26 protein-coding genes are annotated in these 23,657 nt (G+C 63.5%); 17 read left to right on the top strand and 9 right to left on the bottom strand.

The window, feature by feature from the left end:
- Window positions 1-65 precede the first annotated feature (65 nt).
- The 4 genes from EN850_RS30710 to EN850_RS30695 all read left to right on the top strand — a co-directional run bounded on the left by EN850_RS30710 (window position 66) and on the right by EN850_RS30695 (window position 2,703).
- The gene (locus EN850_RS30710) at window positions 66-335 is read left to right on the top strand and encodes a DUF333 domain-containing protein (protein WP_136092818.1); all 270 of its coding nucleotides are present in this window, start codon (window positions 66-68) and stop codon (window positions 333-335) included.
- Window positions 336-413: 78 nt separating this feature from the next.
- Window positions 414-1,478 (top strand): DMT family transporter, encoded by a 1,065-nt coding sequence (locus EN850_RS30705; protein WP_136092817.1) that lies wholly within the window; start codon window positions 414-416, stop codon window positions 1,476-1,478.
- A 3-nt stretch (window positions 1,479-1,481) separates the two neighbouring features.
- On the top strand, window positions 1,482-1,862 hold the full coding sequence (locus EN850_RS30700; RefSeq protein WP_135920901.1) for a DCC1-like thiol-disulfide oxidoreductase family protein: 381 nt from the start codon (window positions 1,482-1,484) through the stop codon (window positions 1,860-1,862).
- Window positions 1,863-2,019: 157 nt separating this feature from the next.
- The gene (locus EN850_RS30695) at window positions 2,020-2,703 is read left to right on the top strand and encodes a PadR family transcriptional regulator (protein ID WP_135930539.1); all 684 of its coding nucleotides are present in this window, start codon (window positions 2,020-2,022) and stop codon (window positions 2,701-2,703) included.
- Between the two features lie 81 nt (window positions 2,704-2,784).
- Here the strand turns inward: EN850_RS30695 and EN850_RS30690 are convergent, their stop codons facing one another.
- On the bottom strand, window positions 2,785-3,045 hold the full coding sequence (locus EN850_RS30690) for a YiaA/YiaB family inner membrane protein (protein WP_127280449.1): 261 nt from the start codon (window positions 3,043-3,045) through the stop codon (window positions 2,785-2,787).
- Window positions 3,046-3,108: 63 nt separating this feature from the next.
- Window positions 3,109-3,690, bottom strand: a complete 582-nt coding sequence (locus EN850_RS30685; protein WP_246689305.1) for a PspA/IM30 family protein — start codon at window positions 3,688-3,690, stop codon at window positions 3,109-3,111.
- Window positions 3,691-3,965: 275 nt separating this feature from the next.
- Between EN850_RS30685 and EN850_RS30680 the strand changes: the two genes are divergently transcribed.
- Together EN850_RS30680 and EN850_RS30675 are read left to right on the top strand one after the other, a co-directional pair.
- Complete coding sequence (locus tag EN850_RS30680) at window positions 3,966-4,607, top strand: TetR/AcrR family transcriptional regulator (RefSeq protein ID WP_136092815.1); 642 nt, start codon at window positions 3,966-3,968, stop codon at window positions 4,605-4,607.
- Window positions 4,608-4,651: 44 nt separating this feature from the next.
- On the top strand, window positions 4,652-4,945 hold the full coding sequence (locus EN850_RS30675; protein WP_127278827.1) for an HlyU family transcriptional regulator: 294 nt from the start codon (window positions 4,652-4,654) through the stop codon (window positions 4,943-4,945).
- 121 nt (window positions 4,946-5,066) lie between these two features.
- Here EN850_RS30675 and EN850_RS30670 read toward each other — a convergent pair whose 3' ends face one another.
- On the bottom strand, window positions 5,067-6,101 hold the full coding sequence (locus tag EN850_RS30670; protein ID WP_127278825.1) for a class I SAM-dependent methyltransferase: 1,035 nt from the start codon (window positions 6,099-6,101) through the stop codon (window positions 5,067-5,069).
- Between the two features lie 286 nt (window positions 6,102-6,387).
- Here EN850_RS30670 and EN850_RS30665 point away from each other — a divergent pair, with 286 nt between their 5' ends.
- Window positions 6,388-8,394 carry an EAL domain-containing protein gene (locus EN850_RS30665; protein WP_127870062.1) on the top strand — a complete coding sequence of 669 codons (2,007 nt, stop codon included), beginning with the start codon at window positions 6,388-6,390 and terminating at the stop codon, window positions 8,392-8,394.
- Window positions 8,395-8,574: 180 nt separating this feature from the next.
- On the opposite strand, the gene EN850_RS30660 is transcribed toward EN850_RS30665, so the two are convergent.
- Entirely contained in the window at window positions 8,575-9,777 is a 1,203-nt protein-coding gene (locus EN850_RS30660; protein WP_135931663.1) for an MFS transporter, read from the bottom strand.
- 228 nt (window positions 9,778-10,005) lie between these two features.
- On the bottom strand, window positions 10,006-10,464 hold the full coding sequence (locus tag EN850_RS30655; protein WP_015316228.1) for an Lrp/AsnC family transcriptional regulator: 459 nt from the start codon (window positions 10,462-10,464) through the stop codon (window positions 10,006-10,008).
- A 171-nt stretch (window positions 10,465-10,635) separates the two neighbouring features.
- Here EN850_RS30655 and EN850_RS30650 point away from each other — a divergent pair, with 171 nt between their 5' ends.
- Both EN850_RS30650 and EN850_RS30645 read left to right on the top strand, forming a co-directional pair.
- Window positions 10,636-11,370: an AzlC family ABC transporter permease gene (locus EN850_RS30650; RefSeq protein ID WP_136092814.1), complete on the top strand. Its 735-nt coding sequence runs from the start codon at window positions 10,636-10,638 to the stop codon at window positions 11,368-11,370.
- On the top strand, window positions 11,367-11,666 hold the full coding sequence (locus tag EN850_RS30645; RefSeq protein ID WP_136092813.1) for an AzlD family protein: 300 nt from the start codon (window positions 11,367-11,369) through the stop codon (window positions 11,664-11,666). Before EN850_RS30650 ends, EN850_RS30645 begins: the two co-directional genes overlap by 4 nt.
- A gap of 54 nt (window positions 11,667-11,720) precedes the next feature.
- Here the strand turns inward: EN850_RS30645 and EN850_RS30640 are convergent, their stop codons facing one another.
- Window positions 11,721-12,353: an FMN-dependent NADH-azoreductase gene (locus EN850_RS30640; protein WP_136092812.1), complete on the bottom strand. Its 633-nt coding sequence runs from the start codon at window positions 12,351-12,353 to the stop codon at window positions 11,721-11,723.
- A 108-nt stretch (window positions 12,354-12,461) separates the two neighbouring features.
- Here EN850_RS30640 and EN850_RS30635 point away from each other — a divergent pair, with 108 nt between their 5' ends.
- Window positions 12,462-13,424 (top strand): LysR family transcriptional regulator, encoded by a 963-nt coding sequence (locus EN850_RS30635; RefSeq protein WP_136092811.1) that lies wholly within the window; start codon window positions 12,462-12,464, stop codon window positions 13,422-13,424.
- A gap of 43 nt (window positions 13,425-13,467) precedes the next feature.
- On the opposite strand, the gene EN850_RS36575 is transcribed toward EN850_RS30635, so the two are convergent.
- Window positions 13,468-13,566 carry a putative RiPP precursor gene (locus EN850_RS36575; protein WP_189343773.1) on the bottom strand — a complete coding sequence of 33 codons (99 nt, stop codon included), beginning with the start codon at window positions 13,564-13,566 and terminating at the stop codon, window positions 13,468-13,470.
- A gap of 179 nt (window positions 13,567-13,745) precedes the next feature.
- Here EN850_RS36575 and EN850_RS30630 point away from each other — a divergent pair, with 179 nt between their 5' ends.
- The 3 genes from EN850_RS30630 to EN850_RS30620 all read left to right on the top strand — a co-directional run bounded on the left by EN850_RS30630 (window position 13,746) and on the right by EN850_RS30620 (window position 16,591).
- Window positions 13,746-14,327 (top strand): TetR/AcrR family transcriptional regulator, encoded by a 582-nt coding sequence (locus EN850_RS30630; protein ID WP_136092810.1) that lies wholly within the window; start codon window positions 13,746-13,748, stop codon window positions 14,325-14,327.
- A gap of 76 nt (window positions 14,328-14,403) precedes the next feature.
- A complete protein-coding gene (gene fabF, locus EN850_RS30625) occupies window positions 14,404-15,672 on the top strand; it encodes a beta-ketoacyl-ACP synthase II (RefSeq protein ID WP_136092809.1) in 1,269 nt (422 codons plus the stop codon).
- A gap of 103 nt (window positions 15,673-15,775) precedes the next feature.
- The gene (locus EN850_RS30620) at window positions 15,776-16,591 is read left to right on the top strand and encodes an oxidoreductase (RefSeq protein WP_136092808.1); all 816 of its coding nucleotides are present in this window, start codon (window positions 15,776-15,778) and stop codon (window positions 16,589-16,591) included.
- Between the two features lie 45 nt (window positions 16,592-16,636).
- Here the strand turns inward: EN850_RS30620 and EN850_RS30615 are convergent, their stop codons facing one another.
- A complete protein-coding gene (locus EN850_RS30615) occupies window positions 16,637-17,230 on the bottom strand; it encodes a TetR/AcrR family transcriptional regulator (RefSeq protein ID WP_136092807.1) in 594 nt (197 codons plus the stop codon).
- A 66-nt stretch (window positions 17,231-17,296) separates the two neighbouring features.
- Here EN850_RS30615 and EN850_RS30610 point away from each other — a divergent pair, with 66 nt between their 5' ends.
- A complete protein-coding gene (locus EN850_RS30610; RefSeq protein WP_136092806.1) occupies window positions 17,297-17,722 on the top strand; it encodes a VOC family protein in 426 nt (141 codons plus the stop codon).
- Window positions 17,723-17,873: 151 nt separating this feature from the next.
- Window positions 17,874-20,717: a patatin-like phospholipase family protein gene (locus EN850_RS30605; protein WP_136092805.1), complete on the top strand. Its 2,844-nt coding sequence runs from the start codon at window positions 17,874-17,876 to the stop codon at window positions 20,715-20,717.
- A 16-nt stretch (window positions 20,718-20,733) separates the two neighbouring features.
- Here the strand turns inward: EN850_RS30605 and EN850_RS30600 are convergent, their stop codons facing one another.
- Complete coding sequence (locus tag EN850_RS30600) at window positions 20,734-21,684, bottom strand: trypsin-like peptidase domain-containing protein (RefSeq protein WP_136092804.1); 951 nt, start codon at window positions 21,682-21,684, stop codon at window positions 20,734-20,736.
- Window positions 21,685-21,852: 168 nt separating this feature from the next.
- Here EN850_RS30600 and EN850_RS30595 point away from each other — a divergent pair, with 168 nt between their 5' ends.
- Together EN850_RS30595 and EN850_RS30590 are read left to right on the top strand one after the other, a co-directional pair.
- Complete coding sequence (locus tag EN850_RS30595) at window positions 21,853-22,725, top strand: S1C family serine protease (RefSeq protein ID WP_136092803.1); 873 nt, start codon at window positions 21,853-21,855, stop codon at window positions 22,723-22,725.
- 8 nt (window positions 22,726-22,733) lie between these two features.
- On the top strand, window positions 22,734-23,366 hold the full coding sequence (locus tag EN850_RS30590) for a helix-turn-helix transcriptional regulator (RefSeq protein WP_136092802.1): 633 nt from the start codon (window positions 22,734-22,736) through the stop codon (window positions 23,364-23,366).
- Window positions 23,367-23,657 lie beyond the last annotated feature (291 nt).

The following is a 23,657-nucleotide window of genomic DNA, read 5'->3' as shown; positions in this document are numbered from 1 at the left end:
AATTCGACATCTGCCTCGGGACAGGACGCCTGGCCATGGTAGACATGCGGCCAGGAGAGATCGCGATGAACATTTTTTGGATACCGGCCATCGGCCTTGCCTTGATATCCATGATGCCCGTCGATGCCGGCGCCGCCGCGCAAAAATCGGTCGGCATGGCCAATCCGGCATCGGTCCATTGCGGTGCGATCGGCGGGCGCTTCGTGGTCAGGAAGGACAAGGCCGGCAACGAATACGGGTTTTGCCGCTTGCCCAATGGTCGCCTGTGCGAGGAGTGGGCGCTGTTTCGCGACAACAAATGCGTCGGGCTGAAGGCCGCGATGCGTCGGAACTGACGCGTCTGTTGGAAGCGGCGCAAGCCGTGTCGTGCGGTCTCGTCGATGACATGGCGCGCCGCCGTGATAGGGTGAGCCATGTCCGAAGCACAGTCCCATTCGCATCTGTGGCCAGGCGTGCCGCTTGCCCTTGGCTCGGCCGCCTTGTTCGGCGCGACGCCGCCGCTGTCCAAATTGCTGCTCGACAGCGTCAGCCCGTTCATGCTGGCGGGTCTGCTGTATCTCGGCGCCGGCATTGGCCTGGCGCTGTACCGGCTCTTGCGCGGCAGGCAAGCCGGCGCCGGCGAAGCGCGCCTGGCCGCCGGGGATATTCCGTGGCTGGCGCTGGCGATCGGCATGGGCGGCATCGTCGGGCCGGTGCTCCTGATGTTCGGCCTCACCCTCAACACGGCGTCCAGTTCCGCCCTGCTGCTCAATCTGGAGGGGCTGGCGACGATGGCCATTGCCTGGCTCGTCTATCGCGAGAATGTCGACCGGCGCCTGCTTTTCGGCGCCTTCGCCATCCTGGCGGGCGCGCTGCTGCTGTCCTGGGCGGGGCAAGGCGTTGCCTTCAATCTTGGCGCGCTGCTTGTCGCGGGGGCCTGCCTGGCATGGGGCCTGGACAACAATTTCACCCGCAAGATATCGGCGGCCGATCCGGTGGCCATCGCCATACTGAAGGGGTTGGTGGCGGGCGCCGCCAATGTCGGGCTGGCGCTCGCCTCCGGCGCGGCGTTTCCGGCCGCGACCACGGTGATGGCCACGGCCGCCGTCGGTTTCTTCGGCATCGGCGTCAGCCTCGTCATGTTCATCCTCGCGCTGCGGCATCTCGGCACGGCACGCACGGGAGCCTATTATTCGCTCGCTCCCTTCATCGGCGCGTTGCTGGCGATCCTGATGCTGGGCGATGCCGTCACGCTCAAGCTCGGCATTGCCGGTCTGCTGATGGGGGTTGGCCTGTGGCTGCATCTGTCCGAGCGTCATGATCACGAGCACGACCACGAAGCGCTGGAACACGAGCACAGCCATGTGCATGACGAGCATCACCAGCATCATCATGACGGGCCGGTCAGCGAGCCGCATTCGCACTGGCACCGGCATGCGCCGCTGCGTCACAAGCATCCGCACTATCCCGACCTGCACCATCGGCACGATCACGGCTGACCGATGCCAGGGCCAGCGCTGACCGTCTGGTACAACACGCGCTGCCCGGTCTGCGATGCCGGCATCAGCCGGCAGAAGCGGCGGTTGATCGAGGCGGTCAAGGCCGGGCGGATCGAGTTCCGTGATATCAACCTGGAGCCCGATGCGCTGTCGTCGCATGGCGCCTCGCTGGAGGACATCCGCCGCCGGCTGCATGCGACCGATGCCGAGGGTGGATTGCTCGTTGGCGCCGACGTCGCGATCGCGGTCTGGCTGGCAACGCCGGGCGAGGGCTGGCTGGCGAGCCTGTTCGGCAATCGGCTCGTGCTGCCGCTGACCCGCCTTGCCTATGATCGCTTCGCCGATCTGCTCTACGCCTGGAATCGGCGCAAGGCCCGCTGGTAGCCTCCCTCCACACTATCCAACCCAGCCGGGCCTGACGCGTCGACGCCATGGATGTCGCTTGGCTCATGGCCAGATACATCGTAAGATATATCTTGACTCAGCAGTTTGGTGTGCCTAATTAAGATATATCGTAAGATAGAACTCAAGGAGCAATCAAATGCACAGACACAATCATTCCGACCATCATCATTTCGGCGAGCGCATGTTCATGCACATGGCCGGCAAGTTCGGTGGCAGAGGCGGCGGCGGCTTCGGTCCGTTCGGGGGCAGGGGCGGCGGGCGCGGTGGCCCGGGCGACTTCTTTCGCGCCGGGCGCATGCTAGCGGACGGCGACCTCAAGCTGATCACTCTCTCGCTGCTGGCCGAGGCGCCGCGCCATGGCTACGACATCATCAAGGCGCTGGAGGAGCGCACCAGCGGCATCTACAGCCCGAGCCCTGGCGTGGTCTACCCGACGCTGACCTTCCTGGAAGAGGCCGGTTATGCCGTCTCGTCGAGCGAAGGCAACAAGAAGGTGTTTTCGATCACCGAGGCCGGGCAGGCGCATCTGGCCGACAACCGCGAGATGATCGACGGCGTGCTCGAACACCTCGAGCGCTTCGGCCGCAAGATGGCCAAGGCGCGCGACTGGTTCGGCTGGAGCGACGACGGCGAGGACCGTCGCGGCGGCCGTGGCGGTCGTGGCGAACGCTCGGAAACGCGTGACGAATTCCGCGCCATCCGCCACCGGCTGCGCGCGGCGCTCGGCGACATCGTCGATGCCCCTGCCGAAAAGCAGGCCGAGGCGATCGCCATTCTCGAAGCCGCCGCCGAAGCGCTGGAAGCGCTTACACACCGCTGAGCCAGCAAGACCGGATCTTGCCAGTTAGACCGCAAAAAAGCCCGGGGAGACCCGGGCTTTTGTCGTGGGGCCATGCCGGCATCATTCCTTGCCGACATATTCGCTGATCAGCTTTTCGTTGCGCGCCTTTTCGATCTTGGCGGTGGTCTCGGCGGAGATACGCTCGTCGGTGCGATACTTGACCAGGTTCACCAGGCTGCCGGTGAGCAGCAGGATGCCCATGCCCCAGTAGCCCTTGGTCGACAAGTCGACGGGCGCCAGCCACAGCGACAGGCCAAGCATGAAGTAGGCGGCGCCGACCGAGACGGTGTTGAACATGATGTAGGTCTGGTTGCTGTTCATTGTCGTGTTCCTTTGATTGGATCGAAGTCGGGTTTGACAGGATTGTGGTCAGGTCCAAGGTCTTCAGTTGATGGTCTTCATGCGTTCCAGCACGTCCCTGGCGCACACCTTCACCGCCGGGCCGTGCCCGGCGTCGGCAAGGCGGTCGCGGATCGCGTCATGACGCAGCTCGCCGTCGATCTCGTCGAGAATGCCGGCCTCCTCGAACGGATCGCTGGCTCCCTTGATGCGGGCCAAAAGCTCCTCGGCGTCGTTTAGGCTCGCCGAATGACCGATCGACCTGACGAGACGCGACTGCGCCTTGCGCTCGGCATCGATGGCCCGGGCCGAGATCATGCCTTGGTTGAGGTCGATGATGCGGCGGTGCGCCCGCTCCACCGAAACGCGCATCCGCAAGGTCTTTTCGCTGAGGCTATGAACCGTGGCACGGCGGACCTCGCGTTCATTTTCCAGTTCGGCGATGGCCGCGGCACCGCTTTCGGCCAGCCCGTTGTTGCCGGCAGCCAGTGCGCTGATCGTGCGTGTCTCCAAGTCGGCGTGGCGGCGGTCGAGATGGTCGAGGCCGGCCTGCTCGGCACGTTGGCGCACGATCAGTGAGGCAAGCGTCTGCTTGGCGGCGGCAAGTCCCGTCTCGGCATCGCGAATGCGCTGTGCCAGAAGGTCGATGGCGAAGCGATCCTTCAGGCCGTCCTCGGCCGTGCGCTCGCGCCGTCGAGCAATGTTCTGATCAGGCTAAGCATGGTTCTTCTCCCTTCGAAGTCTCTGTGAACAATGTTCACGATGCCAACGTAACAGGAAATGAACACTGTTCAAGAGCTTTTTTGAACGCTGTTCACGATGCGCGGCATATGGTAAACGAAGCGGCATCGGGTCGCGAACAGCAGGCCATCCGCAAGGCGCGCTCATTCAGAAGGAAAAGCATGGCACTGGACAAGGAAGAGGCGGGCGAGCGGGTGCTGGTCATTGCCGAGACGCTGCTCAACGAAGGCGGCATGGACAATCTGAAGGCCAGGACCATCGCCGAACAGGCGGGCATCTCGGTCGGCTCGGTCTACAATCTGTTTTCCGATCTCGACGGTGTGCACCGCGCCGTCAACATGCGGCTGCTCGACCGGCTGGGTGTCGCGGGGGCGGCGGCGATGGCCGACCTTGGCAGGCGCGGCATCACCGACGTGCGCCAACGGCTGATGGCACTGGCCGGCGCCTATGTGCGCTTCGTCGAGGCTCATCCCGGCAGCTGGCCGGCGCTGCTTGCCTTCAACAGGCGGCGTCCGGTGCTGACCGAGCCCGATGTCTATGAGGCGCGGCTCGACCAGTTGTTCGAGATCATCGCCAGTGTCCTTGCCGATGGCGGCTTCGATCTCGACGAGGACACGCGCCGGATCGCCGCGCGAACCCTCTGGTCAAGCGTGCACGGCATCGTCACCAGCGGTTATGCGGCCAGGTCCGTGCGCCGGCAGGCGGACGAGATCGACCAGCAGATCGCGCTCCTCGTCTCTGTCTTCATCAGGGGGCTGGAACGAGGCGGCACATTCGCGCATGCTGGGAAAACAACGTCGTGAATCGCATACCGACGGCGGTCGCAGGCGACAAGGAGATTTGAGCGATGTCTTTTCTGAAACGTCTTTTCGGCGGCGGTGGCGGCGAAGCGGCCGAGCCTGCAAGTGCCGCGCCCGCCAAGCAGGTCGAACACAAGGGGTTCACGATCAGCGCCACGCCCTACAAGACCGAGGGCCAGTACCAGACCTGCGGCGTCGTCTCCAAGGAGGTCGATGGCGTGGTGAAGGAGCACAAATTCATCCGCGCCGATCGCTTTGCCGGGCTGGACGACGCCGTCGACATCTCGATCAAGAAGGGCATCCAGCTGGTCGACGAACAGGGCGAGCGAATTTTCGGGTAGGGCCGGCCATTCCTGAAAGAGCGCGGATGCGCGTGAAGCAGACCAAAAGCAGACCAACATCCTCGAGCACTCCGTCTGAAGCGCTCGAGGTCCTTATATCAGCCGGTGTGCCGTCAGGGTATCATCCGCGCTTTTGGATGACGCCGTAGAGCACGTTGCGGTTCTCGCCGAAGTACACCTGCGCCTCGACGGTGTTGCGGTCGACGCTGGCATTGATGATGTTCCACATGTCGACCTCCGACCGCAGCAGCAGCACCCAGTCCATGAACGTTTCCCGGTAGCCGGCGTCCGGAGTGCCCTCGGCGTAGTTCGCAAACAGGAATGTCCCGTTCGGCTTCAGCATCTGCAGGCATGTCTTGGTGAGTTTCACGGCGACATTGTGCTGGAGGTAGTCGTAAAGGCCCGACGCATAGATGAGATCGAACTTGCCAAGCTTTTGGCTCCTGGTGAGCACGGTGCGTACCGAGCCGTCGATGGCCTCGACCGCGGTGCCCTGGAAGTCGCGCGCGATCAGTCCGACGCTCTGGGGATCCTGGTCGAGCGCGACCCAGCGCTTGAGGCGGCCCTCGGCCAATGCGGTCGAACGGTTCGCTTCGCGCAGATGGCCGGCCGCGATCGCCAGGACTTCGGTTTCGGGTCCATTCTTGGCCGCGGTTTCATCGACATAGCGGGTCAGCAGATCGCGGCGTTCCCGTGCCGCGACGCATGACGGAACGTTCTGGGTATGGCTGTAAAGCGCCTTGCCGATCTCCGAGGCGCTTGCCACGCTCTCGGCCACGTGCGGGTCACAATAGATGTAGTCGAGCAACTGCGCGTCGCCGGAATACCCCCTGGGCTTGGTGAAGGACCAATGCGTCAGCGGATCCTCGAGAAAGTACTTCTGGAGCGGGTGGTTCTGCACCAGCGGTATCAAGGCTTGCCACACGTCGGGATGGACCTTGGCACGCAGCGCGTTGAGGAGCGACAGCAGGCGGCGAACGATCTCGGCGGGAGATTTTTGCTGCTCGACCTGTTGCTGTGTCGTCTGGAGGATGAGCGCCAGCTCCGCGCGAGCGGTTTCGAACGCTTCGCCGTGATGCTCGGGCTTTCCGCGACGGAGACCGCCGGCGATCGCCTCCGCGGTAATCAGACTCTGGCCGTCAAAGACAGTTTGCACACCAAGGCTCCATAGTTAACAGTCAGTTAACTTATTGCTTAGAATACTCGATTTGCCAATGTCGGCTCGCGGGCATTTTATCGGTATGATTAATTTCCCGCTAACCATGTCAATTCTTTGGGGTTTTTAAGGAGGGGATTCCGGGTTCGAGTTAACGGAAACTTGTCCTGCGTCATTGCATTTGATCGCGCGGCAAGACGTGTCGTGCCCAAGGAGTCGGTCTGCGTTGGGGGCAGAAGCTGCAAAAGAATTCGGAACGCGAGATGCCCTTCAGCCGGGATTCGTCGTGAACGAACGCGCGTCGTCCAGAGTGGCCGATGCGGTGGATTCGGAACCGCACGACCCGCGCCAGGAACTGGGGGCGGCTGAACTTCGTATCCTTTACCGGACGGAAGCCCAGGCGAAGCGAAGGAAGGAGGCCAGGCCGGGCCTTTGGATCGCCGTCGTCATCTATGTCTTGTTTTCGGTATCGGATCTGCTGCTGATACCGGATGTCGCGGCCCTTACGATCACGGCCCGCTTCGCTGTCGGACTGACCGCACTGTTGGTTCTGGAAGCACAGCTTCGCCGGGGAGTCGCCACGGACTGGCTTGACGTGACCTGCGCCGGGGCCATCATCTTCGGTTATCTCGGCTGGCTTGGCCCTGCCTCCATGGGCGCGAACAAGGAAAGCGTCGCCTATTACATGGTCTTCGGCACCATCTTCATGATGAGTGCCAATCTTTTCTTCACGTTCCGGTTCAAAGTGTCGATCATAACGTCGACCATAATTTTGTGTATCTTGTATGTGGTGAACTACTTTCTGCCGGCGTCGCTGACATACAAGATGGTATTTGGCACTTTCTACGTTTCGTGCTTCACGTTCACGTCCTATGTGAACTGGAAGCTGAACGAAGAGCGCTACAATGTCTTCCTCAACGCGCTGGAAGCCAAGATCCAGCACAATGAGGCCACCGAGCGCGGCAAGGCCCTGCTCAGGCTGTCACGGACGGATCCGCTTACAGGTCTGGAGAACCGGCGCGCGATCGACGAGAAACTGCGCGACTACTGGAATGACTGGCAAAAGCTTGGCCATGGTTTTGCGGCGATCCTCATCGACGTCGACTTCTTCAAGAAGTTCAACGACTGCTATGGCCATCAGGAAGGCGATCGTTGCCTGATCCAGGTCGCCAATGCGCTCAGCGAGCTGATCAAGCAATATGACGGCTCCATCGGCCGCTATGGCGGTGAGGAATTCATCGTCCTGGCCCGCATGGGCAGGAAAGACCAGGTCGCGGATCTCGCGGAAGCCATTTGCCGCACGGTCGAGAACCTGGCGATCGCGCACGAGTTGCGGCGGGACGGCATCGCGATCGTGACGGCGAGCGTGGGCGCCGCATTCACCAGGAAGCAGACCGCCGCCAAGCTGGAAAAGATCATCCACGAGGCCGATCGAGCGCTCTATCTGGCAAAAGCCAGCGGCCGAAACTGTGTCCGGCTGTTCGATCCGACCGATCCCCAGAGCAGCGACGAGAGCGAGAACCTGGCGGCTTTGCTGAAGATCGCGATCGGCCAGGATCTCGTTTCGCTCGTCTATCAGCCCATCCAGGACGTCGCGTCGGGCAGGGTCGAGGCCGTGGAGGCGCTGATGCGCCTCAAGATGCTGGACGGCACCCTGGTTCCGCCGAGCCTGTTCATTCCCGTCGCGGAGCGGACCGGCGCCATCCTCGAACTCGGGCGTTGGGCAATAAGGACGGTGTGCGCCGAGCTCCTGGCGCAGGATCACGTGCGCGTCGTCAGCGTCAACGTCTCGCCGATCCAGCTCAAGACGCCCGGCTTCGCGACATCGGTCGCGACCATTCTGGGCGAGACCGGCGTGACCGGCAACAGGCTGGCCTTCGAGATCACTGAAGGGCTGGAGATGGAGATGCACTCCGACATCCTGCGCTGCATCAGCGACCTGAAGCTGCTCGGGATCAGGATTTGGCTCGATGATTTCGGGACGGGCTTCGCCGGCCTTTCGTGGCTTCGTCTCATCGATTTCGATACGGTCAAGATCGACCGCTCGTTTCTCCACGACTGCGGCACCCCCAAGGGCATGGCGATGCTGCAGGACATCATCGCGCTGGTCAGAAATCGCGGCCACAAAATCCTGGTCGAAGGGGTGGAGACCGAGGAGCAGATGCTCCTCATGCGCCAGTTCGGCATAGACAAGGTCCAGGGCTTTCATGTCGGCCGCCCGGCTCCGGCCGCGAATTTCCAGGCCAAACGGGCCATTCAAAAACGGCCTTTCACGGTCCTCAAGTCGGCGTGACGCCGAAGCAGGCGGTGGCTTGACCGGCCATTGGCCCGTCAAGCCCGCTTGTTTCTGGCCGCGATTGCCGTCCGGTCGTGCCTACAGCATGTCGCGGCGAATAGGATTCGCCCGACCTGCTGTAGGTGATTTTATGCATTTCGTTATGCCGGAACCGAGGACACTTCCGGGCGGCATGCATTATGCCGTCTGCAACGTCCTGCGTGGCAGCGGCGGGAAGGCGATGGCTATGCCCGCGGCGCCCAGTCCGATGACAGCCGAGCCGATGAACAGCCAATGGTAGCTTGCATAGGCGTCGAAGATCATGCCGCCGGCAAGCGGCCCCAGGGCCATGCCGAGGCTGGAGAGCATGGTGGCGGCGCCGAACACGGTGCCGAGGATGCGCTGGCCGAAATATTCACGCGCCAGCACCGCGTAGAGCGGCATGACGCCGCCATAGGTGGCGCCGAAGATGACGGCCAGCATATAGAACTGGTCGAGCTGGCTGATCGAGAGATAGGCGGCAATGACGATCGCCTGGATCGCCAGCCCAGCGATCAGCACCGGCTTGACGCCGAGCCTGTCGGCAAGCACGCCGTAGAGCAGCCTGCCGCCGAGCCCAGCCAGACCCTCGACACTGTAGATCGAGACAGCGGCCATCGGGGCGACGCCGCACAGCATGGCGTAACTGACCATGTGAAAGATCGGGCCGGAATGGGCCGCGCAGCAGGCGAAGAAGGTCAGCCCCAGCACGATGAATTGCGGCGAGCGCAGCGCCTGCCCGACCGTCAGGCCGGCGCCTTCGGCGACTGGCGCCGCGGCCGCATCGGAGGCGGCGGGCTTCGGCGGCTGGCGCACCAGAAGGACGGCGGGCAGCAGGAGCACCCAGGCCAGGAGGCCGATGTCGAACATGGCGGTGCGCCATTCATAGGCCGAAATCAGCCAGCGGGCCAAGGGCGAGATCGTCATCGGCGCCACGCCCATGCCGGCCGAGACCAGCGATACCGCCAGCCCGCGATTGGTGTCGAACCAGCCTGAGGTCAGCGCGATCATGGGCGCGAAGAAGGCGCTGGCCGCAAGCCCGACGAGCACGCCATAGGTGATCTGGAAGGTGAGAAGCGAACCGGCGCGGCTTGCCAGCACCAGCGCCAGCCCGAGCAGCACGGCACCGATCGTCACGACGATGCGGGCGCCGAACCGGTCGGACAGGGCTCCCCAGGCGAATCCGCCGAGGCCCATTACCAGGAAGTTGAGTGTCATGGCGCTCGAAATGCCCGCGCGCGACCAGTTGGTATCGAGCGCCATGGGTTCGAGGAAGATCGCCAGCGAGAACATGGTGCCGATGGCGACGCAGGACATCAGCGCGCCAGCCGCGACGATGACCCAACGGTAGGAAAGGTTCATGGTTTTCTCCCATGCCGGAACGCAGTCTTGAGGCGGCACGGTCCAGCTTCGCCGTGCGCTTGCGTCCGTAGGACGCCGGCATCGGCGTTCATCCTACAATCTGGTTGCATTTTTTATCCAGTCTGGATGCCCGGATTGCGGCGGTGCCCCGAAATACTGGCTCCCTGGATTTGACCTCCATTTTCGATCGTGCTTTCGAGTTGCAAGCTGCTGCATTCCTGGCCTGTCCTAGATCGGCAGTTCCGACGTGTATTTGATCGTCTGGCTCGGCACGTCGGTCTTGACGTTCTGCACGCCCTTGATGCGGCTGAGATGTTCCGACTGGAAGCGGCGGTAGTCGTCGATGCCGGCTGCCACCACGCGCACCATGGCGTCGCAGTCGCCCAGCATGAGATAGCATTCCATCACTTGCGGCAGCTTGGCCACCTCGGTGGCGAAATGTTCGATCGTGTCCTCGTCCTGCGCCTTCAGCCAGATGCGGGTGAAGAAGGTGAGGCCCTTGCCGATGCTGGCCGGATTGATCACGGCGACATAGCGGTCGATGATGCCGGCTTCCTCCAGCAGCTTGACGCGCCGCAGGCAAGGCGAGGGCGACAGGCCGACCTCATTTGCCAGATCATTGTTGGCCATGCGGCCGTCGCGCTGCAGCGCCCGCAGGATGCGCTTGTCGATGTCGTCGAGCTTCATGGTGTTTAATTCCATTTTCCTGGCAATATGTGACAGTGAATGCCAAAATTGGCTCAAAGACAACAATCTTCGCAACCAAATTGCCGAGAAGTGTGGGTATGTTTTGCTCCTGACACCCAAGAAATTTCAAACGCAGGGCAGGGCGGCTGTGAGGCTGGCCTGTGGCAGACCATGAGCATTTCACAGGCAGTCGAAGCGGCCGGCAATGGTTCGCAATCCGAGTTCCGTCGTGGTGTGACGTCCTGCGCGCCGGTGCTGGTCGGCACCATTCCCTACGCGCTGGTGCTTGGCGCCCAGGCCACGCAGAAGGGGCTGAGCACGGTCGAGTTATCGATGATGACCGGGCTGAACTTCGCCGGCGGCTCGGAATTCGCGGCGATCCAGCTGTGGACGTCGCCGCCGCATATCCTCCTCATCGTCGCCATCACCTTCCTGGTCAACAGCCGTCATTTGCTGATGGGAGCGGCGCTGGCGCCATTCCTGCGCGAACTGCCGCGGCGCAAGGTTTTCCCGGCGCTGTTCCTCATGTGCGACGAAAGCTGGGCGCTGGGCCTGGCCGACGCCAAGCAGCGCGCCGCCGCGGGCATCGGCCCGGCCTTCAGCCCGCGCTACTATATGGGCGCCGCGCTGGCGATGTATCTCACCTGGGTGGCTTTCACCTCGCTCGGCGCCTTGCTCGGCCCGATGCTGGGCGATGTCGGGACCTATGGTTTCGACATGGCGTTTCCGGCCGTCTTCCTGGCGCTGATGCGCGGCATGTGGAAGAGCGTGGCGGCGGCGCGGCCCTGGCTGGTCAGCCTAGTCGTCGCGGCCCTTGTCTATCTCTTCATTCCCGGCGCCTGGTATGTCGCGGCGGGTGCGGTGTCGGGGCTGCTTGCTGCCTGGTTGATGGCAGGTGATGCATGATCGACATGACAACCCTTTTCACCATCGTGCTGATGGCCGGCGTCACCTATCTCACACGGATCGGCGGCTATGTCGTCCTGCGCAACCGTGTGCTGAGCGCGCGGGCGACCGCGGTGATGGAGGCGGCACCCGGTTGCGTGCTGATCTCGGTCATCGCGCCGGCCTTCGTGTCGCGCAATCCCGCCGACCTTCTGGCGCTGGCCGTCACCTTCATCGCCGCGACGCGGCTTTCCATGCTGCCGACCGTGCTGATCGGCGTCGCTTCGGCGGGCCTGCTCAGGCATTTCATTGGCTAAAATGAAAAAGGCAGGCGCGAACGCCTGCCTTTCGAGTTCAGATGATCGAGAGCCTTACGCCGCGGCAGCGACCTGCTGGCTGGCCACCACGGCATCGACCTTGGCGGTCGCCTTGGCGAGCGCCGCGGTAACCGCGTCAGGCCCCATGCCGACGCCTTCGATGCGGATGACATCGACATCGGTCATGCCGAGGAAGCCGAGCACGCCGCGCAGATAGGGAATGGCGTGATCGAGCTGCACAGCCGCGCCCTCGGAATAGATGCCGCCCGAAGCCAGCACGATATAGACCTTCTTGCCGGTGACGAGGCCCTTGGGGCCGTTCTCGCCATAGGCAAAGCTCCGGCCGGAGCGGGCGATGTGGTCAACCCAGGACTTCAGCGTCGAGGAGATGTTGAAGTTGATGAAGCCGGTGGCAAGGATCACCGTGTCGGCGGCAAACAACTCGTCGAGCACGACGTCGGAAACGCCCACCACTTCGGCCTGGCGCGGGGTGCGCGCTTCAACCGGGGTGTAGATGCCGGTCGCATAATCGGTATCGATATGCGGCAGCGGGTTGGCGACGAGATCGCGCACGACCAGCGTGTTCGACGGGTCGGCGGCGAGAAGCTTCTGGGCGAATTCGGTGGCGATGCGGGTCGAGTGCGAGGCAGCGCCGCGCGGGCTCGAGGTGACAAGAAGAATGGACATAGCGGGTTTCTCCAGTGGGGTGAGTTGTCCCGCCAGATATGGGGCTATCAACCAATCAAATAAACTGGTATATTTTCTATACGATCCATCCATAAAATAGATACAACGATGCAGCCCAACCCGACCCTTGACCAGCTTCAGATCCTTGTGGCCGTCGCCGACACCGGCAGTTTCTCGGCCGCGGGCCGCAAGCTCAACCGGGCGCAATCCGTCATCAGCTATGGCATCGCCAATCTCGAGGCGCAGCTTGGGCTGAAGCTGTTTGAGCGCGAGGGTACGCGCGAGCCGCAACTGACCGAGATCGGCCGGGCAATGCTGGAGGACGCAAGGCGCATGATCAGCATGCTGCAACGCATCCGTTCCCGGGTCGACGGGCACCATCACGGGCTGGAGACCGAGGTGGCGCTGGCGGTCGACGTGGCATTGCCTTCACCCGTGCTGGTGCGGGTGCTGAAGGCGTTCGAAAGGCAGTTCCCGACAGTGACGCTGCGCCTGCATATCGGCACGCTCGGTCTCATTCCCGATCTCGTCGTCAGCGGCCAGGCGGATCTCGGCATTGGCGGCCTGCTTGGCGATGTCGACGTGCACCTCGTGCGCATCGGCTTCATGTCGCTGGTGCCGGCGGCCGCACCCAGCCATCCGCTGGCGCTGCTGCCGAAGCCGTTGGCGCTCGAGGATGTGCGCGAGCACACGCAGCTCGTCGTCATTGACCAGTCCGAGCGCACCAAGGGGCGCGACTACGGCGTCTTCGCCTACCGCACCTGGCGACTGACCGACATGCGCACCAAGCACATATTGATGCGCGAGGGGCTGGGCTGGGGCGGGCTGCCGCGCTGGCTGATCGCCGACGATCTGGCCAGTGGCCGCCTGGTGGAACTTGATCTCGAACCCTACAAGGAAACGAGCTCGCCCTTGTTTGCCATGCACCGCAACGACCGCAGCCCGAAGCCGGCGGCCGCCTGGCTGATCGACCGCTTCAAGCGCGGGCTCGGCTGCTTCAACGAGTTCGAGCCGGGCGAGGTGCCCGAGGACGAGCCGGAGATCCTTGGCGCGTCGGGTTCTGGTATCTGACCCGGCAAATCGCAGGCCGAACTTCCAGTTCCCGCCCCGGACATCATCGGATCACCGTCACCCCGGAAACCACGATCTGCGCCGTGCGGGCCGTCAATCTCCCACGCCTGCGTAGTGTCGGTTTTTCATAGGTCTTTTTCATCTGGCGGTCCCGAATGTAAGCCTCGAGGGATGAGTTGAGCCCTGAGATAACGAGATTGGAGAGTTCCGGTTGCGTCGCCATTCCATTCCCTGCCACCGGCGGGGCACGATTCAAATTAGATTGCATTCAAACTCTATCCTTGTTATTGATGTCGAACGAAATCTAAATTGGAGAGCAAGATGCGAGTCAGCCGCACGCAAGCGGAGGCAAATCGTGACGCGGTGATCAACGCGGCGAGCCGGCTTTTTCGAGAACACGGCTTCGATGGCATCGGACTGAAGGATCTGATGAAGGGTGCCGGCCTTACTCAAGGTGGATTCTACAAGCAGTTCGACTCCAAGGAGGATCTGGCAGTGCAGGCATCGCGGCGAGCGATGGAACACGCAACCCGCAGATGGTCGGCTGTTGCTGCCGGAAGCCCCGACCCCCTTGAAGCCCTTATCGGGCTCTACCTTTCCGTCGGGCATCGCGAAGAGAAGAGCGACGGTTGTCCGATCGTGGCGCTTGGTTCGGACGCGGCACGCCAAGGAGAGGAGGTCAGGGCGCCATTCCAGGATGGCATCGCAGCCCACCTCGAGGTTCTCAACGAACTGATGCCGGCGGCAAAAGGTCCAAAAACCCATCGCAAGGCCATGGCGATGCTGTCGCTGATGGTGGGTGCCGTGACGATCTCCCGCATCCTTGGAGATGAAGAGATGTCGCAGCGTTTTCTCGATGCCGCCGCCGGCGAAGTCAGGCGAATTGCGGCCGCGCAGGAATAGAGGCGGTGATCGCGACCGGGCGCCCGCGCTGCGCCATCGCGCGAACGGATCAAGCAGAATGACAGCTGGAGTACAGATGCGTCGGATCGTTATTACAGGCATGGGAGCAGTCAGCCCCCTTGGGGCCAGCGTAGCGACTTCCTGGTCCCGGCTCCTGGCTGGCCGCTCGGGCATACGGAGCCTGCCGGTCGAAATGGTGGGAGACCTGCCGGCGAAGGTCGGCGGAACGGTTCCCTCGTTGCAGGAAGACCCCGAAGCCGGCTTCGATCCAGACACCGTCCTGGCCCCGAAGGAACAGCGCAGGGCGGACCGCTTCATTGTCTTTGCACTGGCGGCGGCGGAAGAGGCGCTGGCCCAAGCGGGGTGGAAGCCAGTCTCGGACGATGACAAGGCGCGCACCGCGACGATCATCGCTTCGGGTGTCGGAGGATTTCCCGCGATAACCGAAGCCGTGCGAACCGTCGACCAGCGCGGTGTTCGGCGTCTCTCGCCGTTCACGGTGCCATCTTTCCTGGTGAACATGGCGGCGGGACAAATTTCCATCCGACACGGGTTCAAGGGGCCGCTCGGCGCTCCGGTGACGGCCTGCGCGGCCGGCATTCAGGCGATCGGCGACGCGGCGCGTCTGATCCGTGCCAATGAGGCCGACATCGCGGTCTGCGGCGGAACGGAAGCCTGCATGAATGCGGTCAGCCTCGGCGGCTTTGCCGCGGCACGCTCCCTTTCGACCTCCTTCAATCACCGTCCCGATCAGGCGTCCCGTCCGTTCGACATGCTGCGAGACGGCTTCGTCATGGGCGAAGGAGCCGGCATCCTGGTCGTCGAGTCCTTGAGCCATGCGCTTGCGCGCGGCGCCAAGCCGCTGGCCGAGCTCGTCGGCTACGGCACGACGGCGGACGCTTATCACATCACGTCCGGCCCCGAGGATGGCGAAGGTGCGCGCCGGGCCATGGAGATCGCGATCGCCCAAGCCGGCATTTCGGCACGGGAAGTCCGCCATCTCAACGCGCACGCGACCTCCACGCCGGTCGGCGATGCGGGAGAGATCGAGGCGATCAAAAGGATCTTCGGCACGGAATTCGGCATAGCGGTCAGCGCAACGAAGTCGGCGACCGGACATCTGCTCGGAGCCGCCGGCGGGCTGGGGGCCATCTTCACGGTGCTGGCGCTCAGGGACCAGGTCGCACCGCCGACCCTCAATCTGAGCGCCCCCGATCCGGCCGGCGACGGGATCGACTTCGTCGCAAACCACGCCCGGCCAATGGAGATGGACTACGCGATCTCCAATGGCTTCGGCTTTGGCGGGGTTAACGCCAGTGCGTTGTTCCGGCGCTGGACCGACTAGCCAGCCGGTACGGGCGCCGGAGCGGCCGGTGATGAGCCGCTGACCGTGGACGATCAGCGGGACACATTTTCGAAACGCAACCCTGGCCAAAGAAAGAACTCCCATGAACAAAACCAATCTCGGCGTCGCCCTGGTCACCGGGGCATCCTCCGGCATCGGGCACGCAACGGCCAAGGCCCTGCTCGAGGCGGGCTTTCGCGTGTTCGGAACCAGCCGTCGCGCGGCGGGCGAGACGACCGACGGCGTCACAATGCTGACCTGCGACGTGACCGATGACGCGTCCGTGGCGAAACTGGTCGATGACGTTCTGGCCAAGGCTGGACGCATCGACCTGCTCGTCAACAATGCCGGGATGGGTCTGTTTGGCGGCGCGGAAGAGTCCTCGACCGCCCAGGCCCAGGCGCTGTTCGACGTGAACGTCTTCGGCGTGTTGCGCGTGACCAACGCGGTGTTGCCGGCAATGCGGCGCCAGGGAAAGGGCAGAATCGTCAATTTGAGTTCGGTCCAAGGGTTCATCCCGGCTCCCTATTTCGCGCTTTATGCGTCGACCAAACATGCCATCGAGGGCTATTCCGAATCGCTCGACCATGAACTGCGCCCATTCGGCATTCGCGTTGCGCTGGTGGAGCCCGCCTATACCCGTACGTCATTCGAGGAGAATCTCGCCGCCCCCGACCAGGTGCTTGATATCTATGACTCTGCGCGCGCCGGCATGACCTTGGCCGTGCGGAAATCGATGGAAAACGGCGATGCGCCCGAAGTGGTGGCGGCGACGGTGTTGAAAGCGGCCACCGATCCCGCTGCGAGGGGGCGCTATGCGGCGGGAAAGATGGCGCGCCAAGTCAGTCTCTTGCGCCGTTTCGTTCCCGCATCCGCATTCGACAAGAGCCTGCGAAAGCAGCTCGGGCTGCCGGTCTGAGAGGGAGGCTTTGCTCGCGAACACCGAGCTGACTAGGGACCCACTTCAGGCACGCGACAGTCCGTCGACCAGCGCCATAAGGACGGCGCGGTAATCCTCGGCGGATGCGCCCGCCTCGATGGCGAGCGCCGCCCGATCGAAAGCCGAACCGAGCAGGGCCGTCAGCGCCTCCGCGGGCAGCTTTGTCATCGATCGTGCCCGCATGGCCGCGACAAGGCCTTCGCGCAGTGAGCGGTTGCCGTGGCGGTTGTCGATCGCATCCATGGCGGCGCGGCCGAGCACGGCCGGGCCGTCGAGCAGCAGGAGCCGCGTGCGGCCGGGCGCGCGCATGGCGGTGAGATAGGCTTCTGACCCGGCAATCAGCGCATCGCGGGGGCTGAGCGAAGGCGGTGAGGCGCGGTCGATCTCCTTCGCCACCGCCGCGGCTTCCTGTTCGACCACGGCGGCGAATAGCGCCTGTTTGTCGGCAAAGTGATGGTAGAGCGCGCCACGCGTCACGCCGGCGGCGGCGACGATCTCCGGCGTGCCGGTCTCGGCATAGGACTTCTCCGTAAACAGTTTGCGCGCCGCCGCGATCAGGTCGGCGCGTGTCGCCTCGGTGCGGTCGCGGTTCGAGCGGCGTCCGGATTCATGTTGCATACATGCAGCCTGTATGTTATTCGAATTTACATGCAGACTGTATGTTAATTGACCGGAGAAAGAAAGATGAAGACGACGAGCTACTACCCGGTGCTGATGACCGGCGATGTCGCCGGCACGGCGGCCTTCTATGTCGAGCATTTCGGCTTCCAGCACCTGTTTACGAGCGACTGGTACGTGCACCTGCGATCGGTGGACAACAGCAGGGTGAACCTCGGCATCGTCCAGGGCGACCACGAGACTATCCCGGAGGAGGGGCGAGGGCGCACCTCGGGCCTGCTGATCAATTTCGAGGTTCGCGATCCCGATGCGGTCTATGAGCGGATCCTTGCTGCCGGCCTGCCGATCCTGCGCACGCTGCGCGACGAGCCTTTCGGCCAGCGCCACTTCATCACCAAGGACCCCAACGGGGTTCTGATCGACGTCATCAAGCCGATCCCGCCCAGCGAGGAGTTCCTGGCGCAGTATGCGGAAGGCGCGGCGGGGGCTTGAGCGCCGGGGTCCGACAGGAACCGACGTCACCTCGCCGCTGGGCGGCCCTCCAGGCGCCGATTCTCCATTATTTTTTCTCCTCAAGCAGAAGCAGGCCTTGCGGAAATGGCGCCGTCGTATTGTTGTAGAACAGGTGGCAACGGGGGTGGCTATGTCCGAACAGAAGAAGCAGTCTAGAAAGAATTCATACACAGACGACTTCAACGAGGTTCTTAAGGAGGAATATCTGGCAATCCAGGAGCGCCGAAGGGCGCTCAACGAAATTGTCGGGGATCACGATCGCAACAAGAAGTCCGACGCCGATTCCACCGCTGAAAATGATCCGTCATGGTTGTTTGGTGTTGCGCTCTCGGGGGGTGGCATAAGGTCGGCTTCGTTCTGTCTTGGCGCGCTTCAGGCGCTTGACCAATATGGCCTGACGCCGCGGATGGATTATCTATCGACGGTGTCGGGCGGCGGTTATATCGGCTCGGCGATGGTCGCCGACATGACGCGCCAGGAAGTCGAGCAGAAGCAACAGGGAAAGCAGGCCGAAAAAATCAAGTTCCCCTTCGCCTCGGAAGACGATGTGAAGGACAACACGCTTGTGGGCCATATCCGCGATAGCAGCCGTTTCCTGGCGCCACACGGCGCCAGCGACATCACGCTGTCGCTTGGCATTCTGATGCGCGGCTGGATGGTCAATTTCCTGCTGCTTTTGACTCTGATTCTGCCGCTGGCGACGTTCGCCATCCTGACAAATCCGACCACCGACCATCTGGGGCACAGCATCATTCTCGACGTTGCGAATTGGCTCGCTGGGGGCTCGGGTTGGGGTGCGGACGGGTGGGCCGGCGTGGTAAAATCGGTGATCGCCAATCCTTTTGTGTTGTCACACACGGCATTGGCGGTTTTCGCCATCTGGCTGGTGGCATGGGGATTGCGGCGGTCCTACTCCGACAGTTATGCCTCGGCGCGCAAGGGTGAGCATCTCGAACAGGACAGCAGATGGGCAAGCGATGTCCGCCGCCTGTTGCTGATCACAGCCGGACTGTTCCTGGTCGAAGTTCAGCCCAAGATCATCCTGTGGCTGGTCGAGATAACCTCCCCGAAGGGAGGTCAAAGTCATCAGACGGCATTGGAGGCGATAAAGGCGCTGATGGCGGCCGCCGCCGCGGTGATAACGGCCACCGCCGCTTTCCGGGGAATACTGGTTTCCTGGGTGCAGAAAGCCCTGAACTCGCCGAGGATTGGCCACCAGTTGCGCGGTTATCTGGCACGCGCGGCATTCCTGGCGCTCGGCCTGGCGCTTCCGCTGGTCGTCTATGGCGTGTTTCTGGTCATCGTCATCTGGGGCATCAAGATATCCCCGGCAATCGGCAGCGCCGACGGCTATGCCTTCGGCCCCGCCTGGCTGGTGGCCAACAATCGGGTGCTTTTCTCCCTTGTTGTCGGTGGCATGCTGCTGTTCCTGGTTTTGCGAAACTTCGTGATCCGCCATCTCGCCAGGGATGACGAACCCAGCCGGCTGGTCAGCTTCTTGAACGCGATGAAGAATGATTACAGCGGGTCGGTCGTCATCAAGGTACTTCTGGCCCTGGCAACCTCTTTCATCTTCGCCCTTGCCGCCAGGACGGCCAACGGGGTGTGGCAAGACGACGAATCCACCGTGTTGCTCAACTACCTGGCCATCAGCGCCGTCGTCATAATGATTGCCGTCAATTTCACCGAGAATGCCAACGGCCTGCACCGGCTCTACCGTGACCGGCTTCGACAGGCGTTTCGCCTTGGCGGCAGCGACGGAGACGCGCCCATTGGGTTGCCCGACCTTGGCGTGAAGGCTCCCTATCTCCTGGTAAACGGCACGCTGAACGTGCGTCGCGCCAAGGATTCCGGTCAACCCTCCGAGGCTCCGAAGAGGTCGATTCTTGTTCGCGCCCGTGACTGGGTTGGAGCAAAGATCGCCGCAACGGTGAGATTGAAGGACTGGTGGGGCGGGCCGGATTTCGTTCCGCAAGGATACCGGGCTCCCGCACCCGCCGTTGCCGCACGACCCGTCAGCCTGCCATGGGCCGATCCGAGCAAGCGGGGCCGCAATGCCGAATTCTTCTTGTTTTCAAAACACTATGTCGGCAGCAGTTCAACCGGCTATGCGACGTCGGAGGCGATTGTCAAGGAAGAGGGCCAGCTGGATCTCGCGGCGGCGGTGGCGATTTCCGGTGCTGCCGTCTCTTCAAGCATGGGCCGCGTCAGCCTTGGCCTGCTCGGCCCGACACTGGCGCTGCTCAATCTGCGGCTCGGGTTCTGGCTCCCCAACCCAAGCGGTGTCGCGCTGCGAAAGCAGCCTTCCAAGCGCAGTTGGGAGGACATACTGCGGCTCTATCTGCTGCAGGAGGCACTAGGCCTGCTGAGGTCCGACAGCTCTCGCGTCTACATAACCGATGGCGGCCATATCGACAATATCGGGCTCTACCAACTGCTCAAGCGCCGGTGCAAACTAATCGTCGTGATCGATGCGGAAGCGGATGCCGGCATGAATTTCGGCGCATTCACCGACGTCCAGCGCTTTGCCCGAATTGATCTCGGCGCCCGCATATCGCTCGACTGGCGCCCGGTCAGGGATGCGGCGTTGGCGCGGGACCTTGACCGCAACAAGATCATCCCGCCTGAGTCCGACCTGCATCTAAGGCATTTCGCCGTCGGCAGGATCCTCTACGAGAATGACCCTGTCGAGGGCATCCTGATCTATGTGAAGGCGTCGGTGACCGGTGACGAGCCCGACTATGTGCTCGATTACGAACGCCGGTATCCGCTCTTTCCGCATGAATCGACGAGCGATCAATTTTTCTCCGAAGAACAGATGGAAGCCTATCGCGCCCTTGGATTCCACGCCACGCGCGTTGCGCTCCGCGAGCGTCCGCAAAAGGCGCACCTCGAGGGTCTCGGTGGCAAGCAGGCCGACCTGGTTGCCTTGTTGAAGACACGGCTTGGCAGGCAAGGGCGGGAAATCAAATAGGCAGCGGTGTTGCCGCTCAGCTCGCCCTGGCCACCGGCGTTACCGCCACCTGGCTGACGCCGGTGCGGCGCACCACCGTGCACTGTGTCTCGCGGCCGATGCGCTCGGCGTCGAGCATGCGCACGAGGTCGTCGACGCCGGTGACCGGGCGCCCGTCAATGGCGGCGATGATGTCGCCTTCCTTGAGACCCGCCTTGGCTGCCGGGCCGTCCTTCTCGACGCTGCGCAGCCGCACGGCCGTGCTGGTCGACACCTGCGACAAGAGTGCTGCGCGGCGCGGCAGGTTTACGGTGTCGGCGGAGACGCCGATGAAGGCGCGGCGCACGCGGCCGAAGCGGATGATCTCGGAGATGACGAACCTGGCGGTGTTGGAGGCGACGGCGAAGGCGATGCCTTGCGCGCCGTGGATCATGGCGGTGTTGACGCCGATCACCTCGCCCGCCGACGACACCAGTGGCCCGCCGGAATTGCCGGGGTTGAGTGCCGCATCGGTCTGGATGACGTCGTCGATCAGCCTGCCGGTCGAAGCGCGCATCGAGCGGCCGAGCGCCGAAACGACGCCTGACGTGACCGTCCATTCGAAGCCCAGCGGATTGCCGATGGCAATCGCGATCTGGCCGCGCCGCAACCGCTTGGAATCGCCGAGCGGCGCCACATCGGCGAAGCTGCCGTCGGCGCGCACCAGGGCGATGTCGGTGTCGGGGTCGCGGCCGAGCACGCGGCCCTCGCTTGAGGCGCCGTCCGGCATCGAGACGCGCACCGTCTTGGCATCGCCGACGACATGGAAATTGGTGACGACCAGCCCGTCCGGCGCGATGACGAAGCCCGAGCCATGGCCGCCCGGGCCGCCGATGCGCTCGATGCGGCAGACCGCCGGGCCGATGCGGTCGACAGCGTCCGCGACGGTCGTCGAATAGGCGTCGAGCAACGTTTCATCAAATTGGAATTTGGCGGCGGCGAGGGCCATTGGCGGGCTCCGTGTTTTCAGGCTTGATTGTGACTATATGTGCGGAGCGGCCCAACCGGCCGCGACCTGACCAGATGGCCAGTCAAACCAGCAACTAGCCGTCAGGCGAGTACCTCCGGACGCATTGCCGGGCGATATCTGGGGCATGAGAAAACCCAGGAGATCATCATGAGCGACTTCAATCTGAATGCATTTTCGCAGGCGGTCGCCGATCTCGCGGCACAGGCGGCGCCGGCAACGGCAAGCTTCGCCACCCATCGTCACCGCACGGCGAGCGCCTTCCATTGGAGCGACGGCTATTTCGTCACCGCCGAGGAAGCCGTCGAAGCCGGCGAGGAGATCGAACTGACGCTGGCCTCGGGCGGGACGGCGAAGGCAGAACTCATCGGCCGCGATCCTTCGACGGGCGTTGCCCTGCTGAAGCCCACGGATGCTGCCACCGCGCCTGTCCTTGCCAAGGCCGATGCCGTTCGACCGGGCAACATCGCAATTGCCATTGGCAACAGCCAGGGTTCGGCACTGGCTGTGTCCGGCTCGGTCGGCGAGGTTGGTCCGGCCTGGCGCTCGATGCGCGGCGGCACCATCGACCGGCGCATCAATCTGGCCGTCGGCGCCGGCAGCCGCTTCGAGGGCGGCCCGGTGCTCGACGCCAAGGGCGCGCTGATCGGCATGCTGCTGTTCGGGCCGCGCGGGCGGGCGCTGGTCATGCCGTACGAGACGATCGAACGGACCGTCGCCACCTTGCGTGAAAAGGGCCATGTCGCTCGCGGCTATCTCGGCGCCGGCCTGCATCCGGTTCGCGACCGCGACGCGCATGGAGCAATGGTGATGAGCCTCGACGACAATGGCCCGGCCAAGGCCGCCGGTCTGTCGCTCGGCGACATCATCGTGGCGTGGAACGGCGAGGCCGTGCATGGTCCGCGCGACCTTATCCGCCGGCTCGGGCCCGACAGCGCGGGCGCTTCGGTGACGTTGGGTGTCGTGCGCGGCGGCGAGCAGCGCGACGTCGTGCTGACCATCGGCGAAAAGCCGCTGAGCTGAGAGGATCGATGGAAACGCTCGCCCGCGACCGGATCGGGACCGACAGCGCGGCTTCGCGGCGGCTGGTGGTGCTGATTGCGCTTGCCGATGCCGGGCGCGCCGAACGCCTGGCGGCTTCGCTCGCCGCAAGCGACGACCTGCTGCCGGTGGTCGTTGGCGGCGGCAGGGCCGACGTTGCGGTCGTTGACGACAGGAGCGGTGATGCCGTGCCGGCCTCGGTGCCACGGGTGCTGCTCTCGGCGCGTGCCAGCGCAGAGCGGCCTGCCGGCGAAGTGTTTGCCGTCATGCCCGCCGGCGCGGACGACCTGCTGATCGCCGCGGCGGCGCGGTTGGCCGCCGCTGGCTACAGCATATCGGGCAATGGCCGCTCGCCCGGACATCGCGAGGATTTCCACGCAGGCGAGCCGTTCGAGGATGAAGTTTTGGACGAGCACGCCGCCCGGCCAGCGCTGTCCCCGCGCGAGGCGGAAGTGCTGGCGCTGCTTGCCGAAGGGGCGCCCAACAAGGTGATCGCGCGGCGGCTCAACATTTCCGTGCACACGGCGAAGTTCCATGTCGCCGCGATCCTGATCAAGCTCGGGGCCGCCAATCGTACGGATGCCATCGCCATTGCGATGCGTCAGGGGCTGGTGCTGGTTTAGCGGTAATCATCACCAAGGTCAGCGCTGCCCCTCATCCGCCTGCCGGCACCTTCTCCCCGTATAGTGACGGGGAGAAGGGAATTGGCAGCCGCCTCGGCGCTTTTCTTTGCAACGTCAATGATGGCGAAGGCGGCGACCACGGTATCTTTCTCCCCGTCACTATACGGGGAGAAATGCCCGGCAGGGCAATGAGCGACTATCTGTGGTGTCAAGTTGCATTGGCGAACTCGATGCGCGCATCGCGTGCTTTTGCATTGAGAATGACGAGGAGTTTTCGCGCCAGCGCCATGC

Origin of the sequence: Mesorhizobium sp. M8A.F.Ca.ET.207.01.1.1, from assembly GCF_004794715.1 — a bacterium.
Classification (GTDB): domain Bacteria; phylum Pseudomonadota; class Alphaproteobacteria; order Rhizobiales; family Rhizobiaceae; genus Mesorhizobium.
Note: the sequence above shows the minus strand (reverse complement) of the source record. Positions and strands in the feature narration are given on the sequence as shown.